The sequence below is a fragment of the Peptoniphilus sp. HCN-40583 genome, assembly GCF_037892835.1.
Lineage (GTDB): Bacteria > Bacillota > Clostridia > Tissierellales > Peptoniphilaceae > Aedoeadaptatus > Aedoeadaptatus rachelemmaiella.
The window spans coordinates 1-12,822 of the sequence record NZ_JBBKBU010000021.1 but is presented as its reverse complement, the minus strand read 5'-3'; the positions used below and the strand labels follow the sequence as shown (position 1 = coordinate 12,822).

The 12,822-nt window shown below is 52.2% G+C and carries 11 protein-coding genes and 1 tRNA gene; 8 read left to right on the top strand and 4 right to left on the bottom strand.

Annotation, left to right across the window (positions count from 1 at the left end):
• The first annotated feature begins 3 nt into the window (after window positions 1-3).
• The 6 genes from WKT05_RS07325 to WKT05_RS07300 all read left to right on the top strand — a co-directional run bounded on the left by WKT05_RS07325 (window position 4) and on the right by WKT05_RS07300 (window position 5,801).
• Entirely contained in the window at window positions 4-621 is a 618-nt protein-coding gene (locus WKT05_RS07325; RefSeq protein WP_340413562.1) for a V-type ATP synthase subunit D, read from the top strand.
• 11 nt (window positions 622-632) lie between these two features.
• Window positions 633-1,130, top strand: coding sequence for an NUDIX domain-containing protein (locus WKT05_RS07320; RefSeq protein WP_340413561.1), 498 nt, complete (start codon window positions 633-635; stop codon window positions 1,128-1,130).
• A 194-nt stretch (window positions 1,131-1,324) separates the two neighbouring features.
• Complete coding sequence (locus tag WKT05_RS07315) at window positions 1,325-2,722, top strand: alanine/glycine:cation symporter family protein (RefSeq protein WP_340413560.1); 1,398 nt, start codon at window positions 1,325-1,327, stop codon at window positions 2,720-2,722.
• Between the two features lie 149 nt (window positions 2,723-2,871).
• The gene (locus WKT05_RS07310) at window positions 2,872-4,572 is read left to right on the top strand and encodes a Na/Pi cotransporter family protein (protein WP_340413559.1); all 1,701 of its coding nucleotides are present in this window, start codon (window positions 2,872-2,874) and stop codon (window positions 4,570-4,572) included.
• 114 nt (window positions 4,573-4,686) lie between these two features.
• Window positions 4,687-5,139, top strand: a complete 453-nt coding sequence (locus tag WKT05_RS07305) for a helix-turn-helix domain-containing protein (protein ID WP_340413558.1) — start codon at window positions 4,687-4,689, stop codon at window positions 5,137-5,139.
• A gap of 200 nt (window positions 5,140-5,339) precedes the next feature.
• Complete coding sequence (locus tag WKT05_RS07300; protein ID WP_340413557.1) at window positions 5,340-5,801, top strand: helix-turn-helix domain-containing protein; 462 nt, start codon at window positions 5,340-5,342, stop codon at window positions 5,799-5,801.
• 51 nt (window positions 5,802-5,852) lie between these two features.
• On the opposite strand, the gene WKT05_RS07295 is transcribed toward WKT05_RS07300, so the two are convergent.
• On the bottom strand, window positions 5,853-6,962 hold the full coding sequence (locus WKT05_RS07295; protein ID WP_340413556.1) for a toxic anion resistance protein: 1,110 nt from the start codon (window positions 6,960-6,962) through the stop codon (window positions 5,853-5,855).
• A complete protein-coding gene (locus tag WKT05_RS07290) occupies window positions 6,955-8,100 on the bottom strand; it encodes a 5-bromo-4-chloroindolyl phosphate hydrolysis family protein (RefSeq protein ID WP_340413555.1) in 1,146 nt (381 codons plus the stop codon). Before WKT05_RS07290 ends, WKT05_RS07295 begins: the two co-directional genes overlap by 8 nt.
• Window positions 8,101-8,352: 252 nt before the next feature.
• On the opposite strand from WKT05_RS07290, the gene WKT05_RS07285 reads away from it, so the two are divergent.
• Complete coding sequence (locus tag WKT05_RS07285; protein WP_340413554.1) at window positions 8,353-9,993, top strand: DEAD/DEAH box helicase; 1,641 nt, start codon at window positions 8,353-8,355, stop codon at window positions 9,991-9,993.
• A 39-nt stretch (window positions 9,994-10,032) separates the two neighbouring features.
• Here WKT05_RS07285 and WKT05_RS07280 read toward each other — a convergent pair whose 3' ends face one another.
• A complete protein-coding gene (locus WKT05_RS07280; RefSeq protein ID WP_340413553.1) occupies window positions 10,033-11,982 on the bottom strand; it encodes a fructose-1,6-bisphosphatase in 1,950 nt (649 codons plus the stop codon).
• Between the two features lie 69 nt (window positions 11,983-12,051).
• On the opposite strand from WKT05_RS07280, the gene WKT05_RS07275 reads away from it, so the two are divergent.
• A complete protein-coding gene (locus tag WKT05_RS07275) occupies window positions 12,052-12,567 on the top strand; it encodes an adenine phosphoribosyltransferase (protein ID WP_340413552.1) in 516 nt (171 codons plus the stop codon).
• A 26-nt stretch (window positions 12,568-12,593) separates the two neighbouring features.
• On the opposite strand, the gene WKT05_RS07270 is transcribed toward WKT05_RS07275, so the two are convergent.
• Window positions 12,594-12,667: transfer RNA gene (locus tag WKT05_RS07270), tRNA-Gly, on the bottom strand.
• Window positions 12,668-12,822: the final 155 nt, after the last annotated feature.

Sequence of the window (12,822 nt, the reverse complement as noted above, 5' to 3'; positions counted from 1 at the left end):
GCTATGGCGAAACGCGTGACGGCGACGAAAGCCAATTTAATCAAAATAAAAAGCGCCCTGGATTTTGCCCAAAGAGGCTACGGCCTTTTAGACAAAAAGCGGGCCGTGCTTATGCGTGAGATCATGCGCCTAAACGCCCGGGCCCAAACCATTCAACAAGAGGTGGAAGAGCGCTTCGGCCAGTCCTACGACGCCCTTACCATGGCTTCGGTGACCATGGGGTGGGAATCCGTGGTGAGCATGAGCAAATCCATGCCCACGGAAGAGCCCTACAGCATCGGCTACCGCTCCGTCATGGGGGTGGAGATCCCCGAGATCCACTACAAGGCCTTTAAGCCCCAATCCACCTTCAGTATGTTTGAATCCAATTTCGCCTTCGACGAAGCCTACATTCGCATGCACGACATGCGGGCGCGGATTTACGAACTGGCGGAAATCGAAACGGATTTGTATCGCCTGGCCAAGGAAATTAAAAAAACCGTGAAGCGGGCCAACGCCTTGGAAAAAATCCAAATTCCCAAATACGAGGCGGCGAAAAAAGAAATCGAAGAGATTTTGGCGGAAAAAGAGCGGGAAGATTTCTTCCGCCTGAAGCGCGTGAAAAACAATGTGAGCAAATAAAGGAGGTCGCCGTGGAACTGAGACGCATATACGACGGGAATTTTAACTACCTGGGCTATTTAAAAGACCGAAAAGAGGAGCTGGAGGAGACGGAATACTTCGTCGTCGCAGGCGTCATGGTCATCTCCCGAGGCAAACTCCTGGTCACGAAACGAGCCAAAAACAAAACCTTCGCCCATCAATGGGAATTTACCATGGGAAGCGTGGTCGGAAAGGAAAGCCCCCTTGAAGGCGCCCTGCGGGAGCTGAAAGAAGAAGTGGGCATCACGGCCACGGACAGAGACCTTACCTTCCTCGGCACTTTAAAAGAAGAACAGAAATTTTCCAAAATCTTTCTCCTCGTAAGAGACGTGGACAAGATCAAAATGCAAAAAAGCGAAGTGGAAGATTATAAATTCGTCGGAAAAAGCGAAATCGACGCCATGTTAAAAGCCGGGGACTTCGCCCCGCCCATGGCGAAGCGCATCGAAACCTACATGGAAAAAATCGCACCGAAGCTCGCCGATTAATTTCAACAAGCGCCTTTTCAGGCGCTGTTTTTTTTGCGTCAAAAGCGGCTTTTTCGAGAGAAAGGCATCGCTTTTTCAGAGCAGAGCGGAAAAATCCGTGTTAATGCAAAACAAACTTTTACAATGTAGTCGGTTGTGATAAAATGTGAACCAACAAGTACGCTGTATACATTGTGATGAAACTGAGGTGACCCATGGATCTGTTACTGAAAGTAAACGGATATTTGTACTACCCTATACTTATTATTATCTTAATCGGCGCCGGCCTGTACTTCACCGTGCGCACGGGATTTTTGCAATTATCGATGTTCGGAGAATCCCTCCGCGTCTTGAGAGAAGAGCCCCACGAAGGAGAAGTCTCCTCCTTCCAAGCCCTTATGGTTTCCACGGCCTCCCGTGTCGGCACGGGCAACATCGTCGGCGTGGCCCAAGCCATCTGCCTCGGCGGCTACGGTGCCGTGTTCTGGATGTGGCTCATCGCCTTAATCGGCGGCGCATCGGCTTTTATCGAATCCACATTGGCGCAAATCTATAAGCGCCGAGGCGAGCACGGCACCAGCTACGGCGGGCCCAGTTATTATATTGAAATCGCCCTGGGCTCCAGAACCATCGGCGTACTCTTCGCCGTCTTCTTGATCTTAACCTACGCCGTGGGCTTCAATATGCTCGCCTCCTTCAACATGACCGACTCCTTCCGCGTCTACGATTTCTTCGTGGAAGGCAAGACCACCTGGATCATCGGCGCCGTCCTCGCCATCGTCGCCGGCTACTGCATCTTAGGCGGCGGCAAGCGCATCATCAAGGCCACCTCCACCTTGGTGCCCTTCATGGGCATTATCTTCGTGGCCATGGCCCTGTTTATGATCGTGAAAAACATCAGCTACATGCCCACCGTATTTAAAAACATCTTCTCCGATGCCTTCAACTTCCAAGCCATCTTCGGCGGATTGGCCGGTTCCGCCCTGGTTCAAGGGATCAAGCGGGGGCTGTACTCCAACGAAGCCGGTATGGGTTCTGCGCCCAACGCCGCTGCCTCGGCGGATGTGTCCCACCCGGTAAAACAAGGCTTGGTTCAAATGTTTTCCGTCTTCCTAGACACCCTGGTTATCTGCTCCGCCACGGCATTTATGGCCATGGCATCGGGGGTTGAAGCCACGGAAGAATTGGCAGGGGCCGCCTATGTACAGGAATCACTGGCTACGGTCTTCGGACACTACGGCTACGTCTTTATCTCCCTGAGCTTGACCCTCTTCGCCTTCACCACCCTTTTAGGCAATCTCTACTACGTGGACAGCTGCCTCAACTATCTCCACAAAAAAGCCCCCTCCAAAACCTTCATGCTTTGCTACCGACTGGTGGCCATCTTCCTCATCTTCTTGGGCAGCAGCATGAAAATGGAACTGGCATGGAACGTGGCGGACTTTTTAATGGCCCTCATGGTTCTCGTCAACATCCCCGCCATTTTGCTCTTAGGCAATCAAGCCCTGGCCGCATTAAAAGACTACAAAGAACAAGCCCACGCCGGCAAAGATCCCCACTTTATCGGCAGAAACATCGGCCTCGACGAAAGCAAATTGGATTATTGGAAATAAAAGCATCCCTTAAAAGCGCCTCTCGCAGGCGCTTTTTTTGTGCCCGGCCGAAATAAAAAACGGCTTTTTTTAACATACACCTTACCACCGGATTACTTTTTGATATAATAAGACCGACTATAGGAAACAATGTGACGGAAGGAGAGTATATGGGCGAGATAAGTTCATGGTCTCAAATCGACTGGCATTTTATCGCCGGCGGTCTGGGCTTGTTTCTTTTCGGCGTCAAACTCATGGGCGACAGCTTAACGAAGTTTGCCGGCACGAAGATCCGGGACTATATTGAAAAATATACGTCCAACCCGCTCATGGCAGTCCTCGTGGGCATCGTCATGACGGGCTTGATTCAGTCCTCATCGGCGGCCACGGTAATCGCCATTTCCCTGGTGCGAAGCGGGCTCATGGGCATGAGCCAAGCCATCGCCATCATCCTTGGTGCCAACATCGGTACCACGGTGACGTCGATTTTAATCGGTTTTCAATTGGATTACCTGGCCTATTTTATTTTGCTGATAGGCGTGTTCCTCATCCTTATGGCGAAGAGGAAAAAAACCATTTATTTAGGAGAAATCATCCTCGGCTTCGGCCTCTTGTTTATCGGATTAAACATTATGGGCGACGCATTAAAAGAACTGCAGTACATCCCCGGTTTTTCCGACATGGTCGTCCGGCTTAGCCGCCAACCGATCCTCGCCGCACTAATCGGCGCCGTGGTCACCGGCGTGATTCAGTCGTCTTCAGCCATCGTCGGGATCGTGCAAACCCTCTATGCCACCAAGTCCATTACCCTGGTGGCGGCCCTGGGCCTGGTCTTCGGCGCTAACATCGGCACCACCGTCACTGCGGCCTTGGCCTCCGTCGGCGGCAGCCTCGCCGCGCGGCGCACATCCCTGTTCCACTTTTTATTTAATGTGTCCGTGTCCATATTTTTCCTGGCCATTATCAGCCCCTACGAGCGCTTCGTCATCTACGTGTCGAAGATGCTCCACTTAAACGACATGATGACCGTGGCCGTGGCCCACTTCACCTTCAACTTCGTGGGCATGCTCATTTTCCTGCCCCTCATCCCCAAATGCGTCCTGCTCTTGAAAAAAATCATGCCCGGACGCGACGACCTCACCTTGGAGCTGGGGAAAATTCAGCTGGACGAAGCCATGGTTACGGCATTCCCCGCCGGGGCCCTTTCTCAAGCCAAGGCGGCCATATTGCAAGTATCCGAAATCGTGCTTGAGTCCCTTCAAGACAGCAAAGAGTATCTGTTGACCAAAGATAAAAAACACTTCCACGAAGTCAATCAATTGGAAGACATGATTAACTCCCTGGATACGAAAATTGAGTCCTACCTCTTGAAAATTTCCAAGCAGTCCCTCTCCGAAGAACTGGCCGACGAATACTCCGCCAGCCTTCAGGTGCAAAAAAACTTTGAGCGCATCGGCGACTTGGTACAAAATCTCGTGGAATACTTCGAAATGATCTACGATTCCGGCGAGGAATTTCATGAAGAAGCCATGACCGAGCTCACATCCATTTACGAACTGCTGATCCACATGTACGTCAACGGGGTGGAAGTCTTTAAATCCGGCGATCACCACCTTTACGACGTCATGAAAGAAGACGAAAACAACCTCAACTACCTGGAATACGAACTCCGCGCCTCCCATTTCAGGCGCATGACTTCCCAACACGAAGAAGCCACGGTGACCACCTCCCTCTTCGTGGATATCTTGGGTACCTTGGAACGTATCGGTGACCACGCCTTTAACATCGCGCGCCTCACCTTCGATCCCATTAAGACCCACGGGGAAAAATCCCTCCTGGCGGAAGATGTGAAGGGCGCCACGGCGGGTTGAGTAAAAAATGAAATGAAGCGGCATACCGAAAGGTGTGCCGTTTTTTCATAAAAATTATGGTGGGGGGTAGTTTTTGATATAATGTATTAAATAAAACAAAAAAAGGAGGTACCTATGACATTAGGAGATCGCATAGCGAATTTACGAAAAGAAAAGGGCATGGCCTTGGAAACTTTGGCAGAAGCCTTGGAAGTGTCCGTAGACGATCTGTGGGAATGGGAACAGGACACGCAGGTGCCCGGCTACGGCGATCGCTTAAAGCTCTGTGGCTACTTTCACGTCACCATGGCCTACCTCGAAGGCAGGGAAGCGGAATGCGATGAAAAGAAAGGGCGCTTTTCAAAGAGGGAGATAATCCTCATCCTGGACGGGGCTCTGTTCCTTCTGTGCTTTCTTTTGGCGCCCCTGTTTCAGTGGGTGGACAACGCGGTGTATGGCCAATACCTTACGGATTCCCGAGACTACTTGCGCCACTTCCCCCTAAACATTCTCCTTGCCTTCGCCTGCATCATCCTCGTGGTGCAAGTGGGAAAGATGATTTACGAGAAGGCAAAGGGAAGCAGATAAAACGAAATCAGGCGAAGAACAAGCGCCTGTGGGAGGATCTTTTTATGTGTACAGTGAACATAGGATGAAAAAATCCTCCATTCAGAGAAAAAACTGAATTGGAAAGTCCGGTTGCTCCATTGCCACCCGAAATAGATAGAAAATGGGCGGCGAAAAAGATAAAATAACGGCAAAATAGAAGGGAAAAGAAAGGAGGAACCATGACAATAGGAGAAAGGATTTACTCCCTTAGAAAAGAGCGGGGCATTTCCCAAGAAGAATTGGCAGGTTCCATTCATGTGTCCCGTCAAGCCATATCGAAATGGGAACAGGATTTGGCGGTGCTCGACACGAGCAATCTGCTGAAGCTTTGCACGTTTTTTGACGTGACCATGGATGATTTGACGGGAGAAGGAGCCGTCGACCATGGACGCAGAGGACAGAAAAAACTTTTTACGAGGCGCGAGATTATCCTTGCCATGGATGTCTTCTTGTTTTTAATCTGCTTTCTCTTAACGCCGGTTTATCAAGAGCTGGATTTTCGTCAAGATGGAAGTTGTTTCGCCAATCCCATCTACTATGTAAGAATATATCCGCTGAATCTCTTGTTTTACCTCGCATGCGCCATCCTCGCGGTGCAAGTGGGAAAGATGATTTACGAGAAGGCAAAGGGAAGCAGGTAATTCGATACAAATAAATTTTTCCAATAAAAAAGGCCCCGCAAGGGGTCTTTTCTATTGATTGTTTTGGGGAAGAAGGCGGTGCTTCAGATCCGCTTCCAGGGCTTCCAGCTCCCGCTTGGCCTTTTCTCTGTTTTCGTGGCCTTCCAGCTGAATCTTTCGTACCTCATCCAGTGCGGCGATAAGCTGCTCGTTGGTGTAGCGAATGGTGTCCACATCCACAATGCCCCGTTCGCTTTCCCTGGCTACATTCACCGTGCTTTGGCGCAGGGTTTCGGCGTTTTTCTTCAGGAGCTGATTGGTAAGATCCGACACCTTCTTTTGGGCTTCGGCGGCTTGCTCCGAATGGTGTACGCCCAGGGCTAAAACCATTTGGTTTTTCCAAATGGGAATGGTGTTTACCACCGTGGACTGAATCTTTTCCGCCATCACCGTATTCGATGCCTGCACCATGCGAATTTGCGGCGCCATTTGGAGGCTCACCATGCGGGTCAGTTCCAAATCGTGGATCTTCTTTTCGAAGCGATTGGCCATGTTTTGCAGGTCGTTGGCCTTTTGAGCTTCCAGGCTTCCCTCCGTGGCCGATGCCATAAGGGCGGGAAGCTCGCGATTTCTGACATCTTCCAGCTTTTTGTTGCCGGCGAGAATGTACATGGAAAGTTCCTTAAAGTACTTTTCGTTGAGGTCGTACATTTGATCCAACATGGAAATGTCTTTCATCAAGGTGATTTGATGGCCTTCCAAGATGCGGGCAATGTCGTCCACATTTTTTTCCGCCTTGTCGTACTTGGCCTTCATGGCGGTCACCTTGTTGGTGGAGCGCTTCAAAAAGCCCTTCAGGCCCTTTTCGTCTTCGTCTTCAAAGCTCTTCAGTTCCGTCACCACCTGGGAGAGAAGCCCGCCCACTTCGCCGAGATCCTTCGTGCGCACGGAGTTTAAGGTCTTTTCGGAAAAATTCGAGATCTTTTTCTGTGCCCCCACGCCGTATTGAAGGATCACCGAGGAATTGGTCAGGTCGATGGTCTTGGCAAATTCATCCACCTGCTTTTGCTCCGCCGGCGTCAGCTTCACTTGGGCGTCCACTTCCTTGGGTTCCAAAGTCAGTTCCGATTCGATTTCTGCGTCGGTGGCGCCGTCTAAGGTTAATTTGATTTCATCACTCATGGAATTCGTCTCCTTCCGATTCATCGATTAATCCGTCTTGCTTCATTACCGTTTCCATGACGTCCATCTCGGCGTTAAGATCCAAGAGGTCGTCTTTATACAAAGTGTCTAATAATTTTTCGTAGCCGTCGATGACCTTGTCCAGGGAGCGCAAAATATCGTCCATGGTCTTTCGAATGGCCTCGGTGATCACCGAGGAGGATTCAAACTGGAGAAACCGCTCGATGAGCTTCATGGTGGTGGGGGTGTAGTAGTCTACGAATTTGTTTAAACTTTCCACACGGCCGGGATCCGTGTTCACCGCATGGCGAATGGCATCCAAAAGCTTCAAGAGGGCGGAGATCTTGTCCTTCATCACGTAGTCGTGGGCACGATCCCGCTGTTCTTTTAACGTCTTTTCGTAATCTTCCATGGCGGTGGCCCGGTCGTCGTCGGTAGGCGCTTCCGCCTCGTCGATTTCCGGCACATTTTCCTTCACGGGAACGGCGCGGCCCATGTAATTGTCTTTGTAGGCCTTGTAGGCGGCGTGATCGATGAGGAGCAAATCGCCTCCTTCCACCAGGCGGGCCTGGGGCAGGTAGTCTTTACGGATCATGTGATTGATTTCCGCTGCCACCGTTTGTTGGGGCTTATTCAGCGCCGTGACGATGTCTTCCACGGCCAGCACCGACTGGTCTTGAATCTCCCGGCGAATGCGGAAGAAATCCCGGGCCAAAATCATATTGCGCTGGCTGATGAGGGTGCCTGCGGCGAATACCACAGCCGAGATCATAAGAAAGAGGAACGCGGCAATGGTGTCGGAGGATAAGACACCATAGGCGATGTCGTCGATAAAGACCATGAGGGCGCAAACAAAGGAGCCCAAGGCCGAAAGCCCGGCTGCATTTCTCAGCCAGAACCAAGTGTTCGGTGATGTCACCTTCTGCTTCACCTTGGCGGGATCCCGGTTTACGGGAAGGCGCACGGGCTCTTTCGGCCCGAAGCCTTTTTTCACCCCGCGCATCAGGGCGCCGGCGCCCATCTTCGAGTACTGAATCGCGCTTTCCACGCTTTTTTCTATGACATCGGCCACGTCCTGAAAGTCGTCGTCTTCCATGGCGCGGTCCACAAATTTTTCAATGGCATTTTTATCTTTCAATCCCGAAACTCCTTTCACGCCTTGTTTTTATCCAAAGCAGTCTACTTTAAGTTTAGCATAAGGCAAAAAATTACGGGGAGTTTTTTCGCCTTTTAAAAAATCTTTACCGATACTTAAACATTAATTCTTTTTCCGAAAGCCTTGCAATTGTCTCCCCATTCCTTCATAATAGGAAGAAGTGAAATAATCAGATAAACAAACCAACTGAGTAGTCCGCGGGACTGCTTTTTTTTTTGCAACGAGGAGGAACATTTGAAATTTAATGAATTTAATCTGTCGGAAGCCATTCTAAAAGGCATCGAGGCCATGGGATTCGAGGAAGCGTCCCCGATCCAGGCCGAGAGCATGGCGCCCCTTTTAGAAGGCAAAGACGTTATCGCCCAGGCCCAAACGGGCACGGGCAAAACCGCCGCCTACGGCATTCCCATGCTGGAGCGAGTAGAAAAAAAGGGCCCCCTTCAAGGCCTGGTGCTCTGCCCCACCCGTGAGCTTTGCCTGCAAGTGGCCAACGAACTGGCTAATTTAGGCGCCTACAAAAAAGGCGTGAAAATTCTCCCCGTCTACGGCGGCACCAGCATCGAGCGGCAAATCCGCGCCTTAAAAGGCGGCGTGCAAATCGTCGTAGGCACGCCGGGGCGGGTCATGGACCACATGCGCAGAAAAACCCTGCGCTTCGACGACCTCGCCGTGGCCATCTTGGATGAGGCCGATGAGATGTTCGACATGGGCTTTCGCGACGACATGCGCACCATTTTAGACGAGACGCCTGAGGATCGCCAAACCTGTTTCTTCTCCGCCACCATGGAAAAAGACATTATGGATTTCTCCGCCAAATTCCAACGGGATCCGGAGATCATTCGCATCAAACACAAACAGCTCACCGTGGAAAACATCGAGCAATACTATTTGGAAATGAAGGCCTCCATGAAGCCGGAAATTTTAAGCCGACTCGTGGATATTTACGATCCCACCCTGGCCATCGTCTTCTGCAACACGAAAAAGCGGGTGGACGCCCTGGTGAGCGAAATGGCCTCGAGAGGCTATGCTGTCGACGGCCTTCACGGGGACTTGAAACAAAACCAGCGTGATTCGGTCATGAAGCGCTTCAGAAATTCCTCCATCGACATGCTCGTCGCCACCGACGTGGCGGCGCGCGGGATCGACGTGGGCGACGTGGACATGGTGGTGAACTACGACCTGCCCCAAGACGAGGAATACTATGTGCACCGCATCGGCCGCACGGCGCGGGCAGGGCGCAAGGGCCTCTCCTTCTCCTTTATCGTGGGCCGGGACATTTACAAGCTGGAAGACATCGTCCGCTACACCAAGGCCGATCTCGCCTACATGGAACTGCCCACCATGGAGCAAATGGACGTAAATAAGCGGGAGAATTTGGAAGGCAAAGTGGCCGAGATCCTGGACGCCGAGGCGGACCTTTCCCGGTACAAACCCATGGTGGAAAGCATGCTCCGCTTAGAATACGGCGCCGTGGAAATTTCCGCCGCCCTATTAAAGCTTTTAGACGACAGCACCCAGTCGAAAAAACACGACGCACTGGATGAGGTGGACTACGGCAAGAAATTCCGCGCACGGGGCCTGAGAAAAGACCGCAAGACCAAGGAGAAAAAGGAAAAATCCGGCAAAAAGCACTTCACGAACAACGCCAAGCTCTACATGGACAAGGGCAGAAAAGACGGCATCACCCCCAAAGCCATCCTCGCCATCTTTAAAAAAGAAACGGATCTCGGCGCCGACGTGGTGGGCAATATCTTAATTCGCGACCACCACACCGTGATCGAAGTGCCGAAGAAGGCCGCCAAAAGCGCCATCGAGCAATTAGACGGCATGAAAAGCCGGGGAAAAACCTACCACGTGCGGGCATACAGAGATTAAATTGAATTTACGCGCAAGAAAATAAGGCCTCGCGGGGCCTTATTTTTGTGTCTTGATTTCGCCTGTTTCGTAGAGTTTTGCCAGCGTAAGCAGTTCCTCGATGGTTTCTGCCGCCTGTTTGCCGCCGTCGGTGTCTTTTACCGGTCGCCTTTTTTTGTATTCCGTCACAAAGGCCAAGGAGGAGGTAATATCTATATCGTCGGCAATGCGGCGCGCTTCGTCTTTCATGGGGCTGTGGGTGGCGAGGAGGATGCCGTAGGAATTGGAGATGAGGGTGTAGCCCGCCGTGCCCGTGGTCTTTCGGTAGGCGTGGGCGAAGCCGCCGTCGATAACCAGGACTTTGCCCTCGGCTTTTACGGGCTCTTCGCCTTTTTTCCGCTTCACCGGGGTGTGGCCGTTAATGATTTTGCCGCGGTCCGGGTCGATGTGAAAGGCGCGGAGGATTTTTTTTGCGAAATCCGCTTCTTCCCTCAGGCGGTAGTAGGGATTTTTTTCTTCCACGTGGGTGGCTTCATCGGCGATAAAGTAGCGCTCGAAGGTGGTGATCCGTGCTTTGCCGAAAAGGGGCGAGGCTTCGCCGCACCACAAATAGAACATGAGGTCCGCCGCCTGTTTCTGTTTTTCGCCTCGGGCGAAGAAGCTGTCCCGCACGGCACCATCGAAAGCATCCAATAGCGCCCGCCCGGCCAGGGGCTTTCCTAAAACGGAGGTGGGGGCGAAGTTGCCCGCCTCGTCTGTGGGCAAGCAGCCGTGGAAGAGCAGGTTGTCGTTACGAATCAAGTACATGCTCCCCGATTCGATCATAAAGCGGATGTGTTTTTTTAGCCGCTCGCAACCGGTGAAGCTTTCCGTGAGCCTGTCCACCACCTCTTGCTCCTCGTCCGTAAAGGCGTAGGGGTCGGCGGGATCCACGGTGGGAAAGTTTGTATCCAAAAGGGGATAGATTTTTCCGCCCACTTCCACCGTGCCCGATTCGAGATCCATGCGGTGCAAAAGGGCCATGTCGCTCATGTCATATTCCGGGTGTTTGGCGATGAGTTGGCCTTCCGCCTTAAATTGCAAGATGGCCATGGCTTTGTGGAGCTTCGCCAAGCTTTCGTTTTGCGCCGCGTGGGGGTCGGGATTTTTCGGATAAAAGGGCGCCGTGGCCTTGTATTTTTTTGCGTAGCGCACCAGGGGCAGGAGATTGATGCCGTAGCCGTCTTCGATGGTGTGAAGCACATTGTAGCGCAGGGCGATGCGAAGCACCGTGGCGATGAGGGCGAAGTTGCCTGCGCAGGCGCCGATCCAGGCGATGTCGTGATTGCCCCATTGAATGTCCACCTTCGGCGAGGCCATAAGGTAGTCCATGATCTTTTCCGCTTCCTCGCCGCGGTCGTAAATGTCGCCGATGACGTGGAGGGTGTCCACGGCGTAGCGCACGGAAAGATCCGCCAGGTCGCGAATGTAGGTTTCCCCTTCGCCGTAGGCCACGATTTTTTCGTGGAGTGTCTTCACATAGCCGGCCTTGTGGCGCAGCCCCGCTTCTTCCAATAAAAGGAGATTCAGAATTTTCTTTCGGTCTTCGGGAAAGGTGGCCTCGATTTGATCGTGGTCGTATTTCGCCGCCACTCGCTTCGCCACGACGATGAGGTCGGCCAGGGTGGTCTTTAAAAGGGCGTCGTATTCGTCGGGCGCCAGGGCTTCTTTTAAAAGCCTGAGTTTTTCTTCCGGGTAGTACAAAATCGTGGCCAATCGCTTTTTCTCGGCCTCGGATTTTTTCGGGAAGAGCTCGTCGATGTAGCGGCGCAAAAGCCCGGAGGCGTTTCGGATGACGTGGGTAAAGGCGCGATACTCTCCGTGAAGGTCGCTGACGAAATGCTCCGTGGGCTTCGGCAGATTCAGGCCGCTTTCAAGTAAGAGCGCCTCGGCCAGAGCCCGGTCGCGAGACGGGTATTTTTCGGCCAAAAGGCGGTAGTAATTTTTTTGTAATTGGGATAATTGCTCCATAGTCCCCTCCTTACTTGTTCTATACCCAGTTTTAGGGTATAAATGAATAGAAAAGAAAGAGAGGCGACTATGGATTTAAAAGATAAGATCAGAAGCTTAAAGGATTACCCGAAAGAAGGCATCATCTTTCGGGACATTACCACCCTTTTAAAAGACGGCGAGGCCTTCCGCGCGGCCATCGACGCCATGAAGGATTTAGTGAAGGATGAAGCCATCGACAAAATCGTAGGCATCGAAGCTCGGGGCTTTTTGCTGGGGGCGCCCCTGGCCTACGACATGGGCGTGGGCTTTGTGCCTATAAGAAAGCCGGGCAAGCTTCCCGCAGACACCATCTCCGCCGAATATGAATTGGAATACGGCTCCGACAAGGTGGAAATGCACGTCGACGGCGTGGAAAAAGGGGAGAAGGTGCTCATCGTCGACGACCTTTTGGCCACCGGCGGCACGGGGAGCGCGGCAGTGGAATTATGTAAACAGGCAGGCGCCGAAGTGGTGGGCTGCTTGGTTTTAATCGAGCTTCAGGGCTTAAACGGCCGGGAAAAAATGGGCGTGCCCGTCTATTCCCTTATGGAATTTCCCGCATAAGCAATAAAAAAACGGCCCGAGGGCCGTGGAGCGGGTGAAGGGAATCGAACCCTCGCGATCGGCTTGGGAAGCCGAGGCTCTGCCACTGAGCTACACCCGCATAAGTAAAATCATTTTACTCCTTCACGAAAAGCCTGTCAAGATAAGGGCGCCGAAAAGACCCGGAGCTTTCGGGCACCGATTCGCCGCCTGAAGGCGCAAGGGGGGGAAGGGGATTTTCGCCAATACAAAGAGCGCACCTTCGGGGGGCGCTCT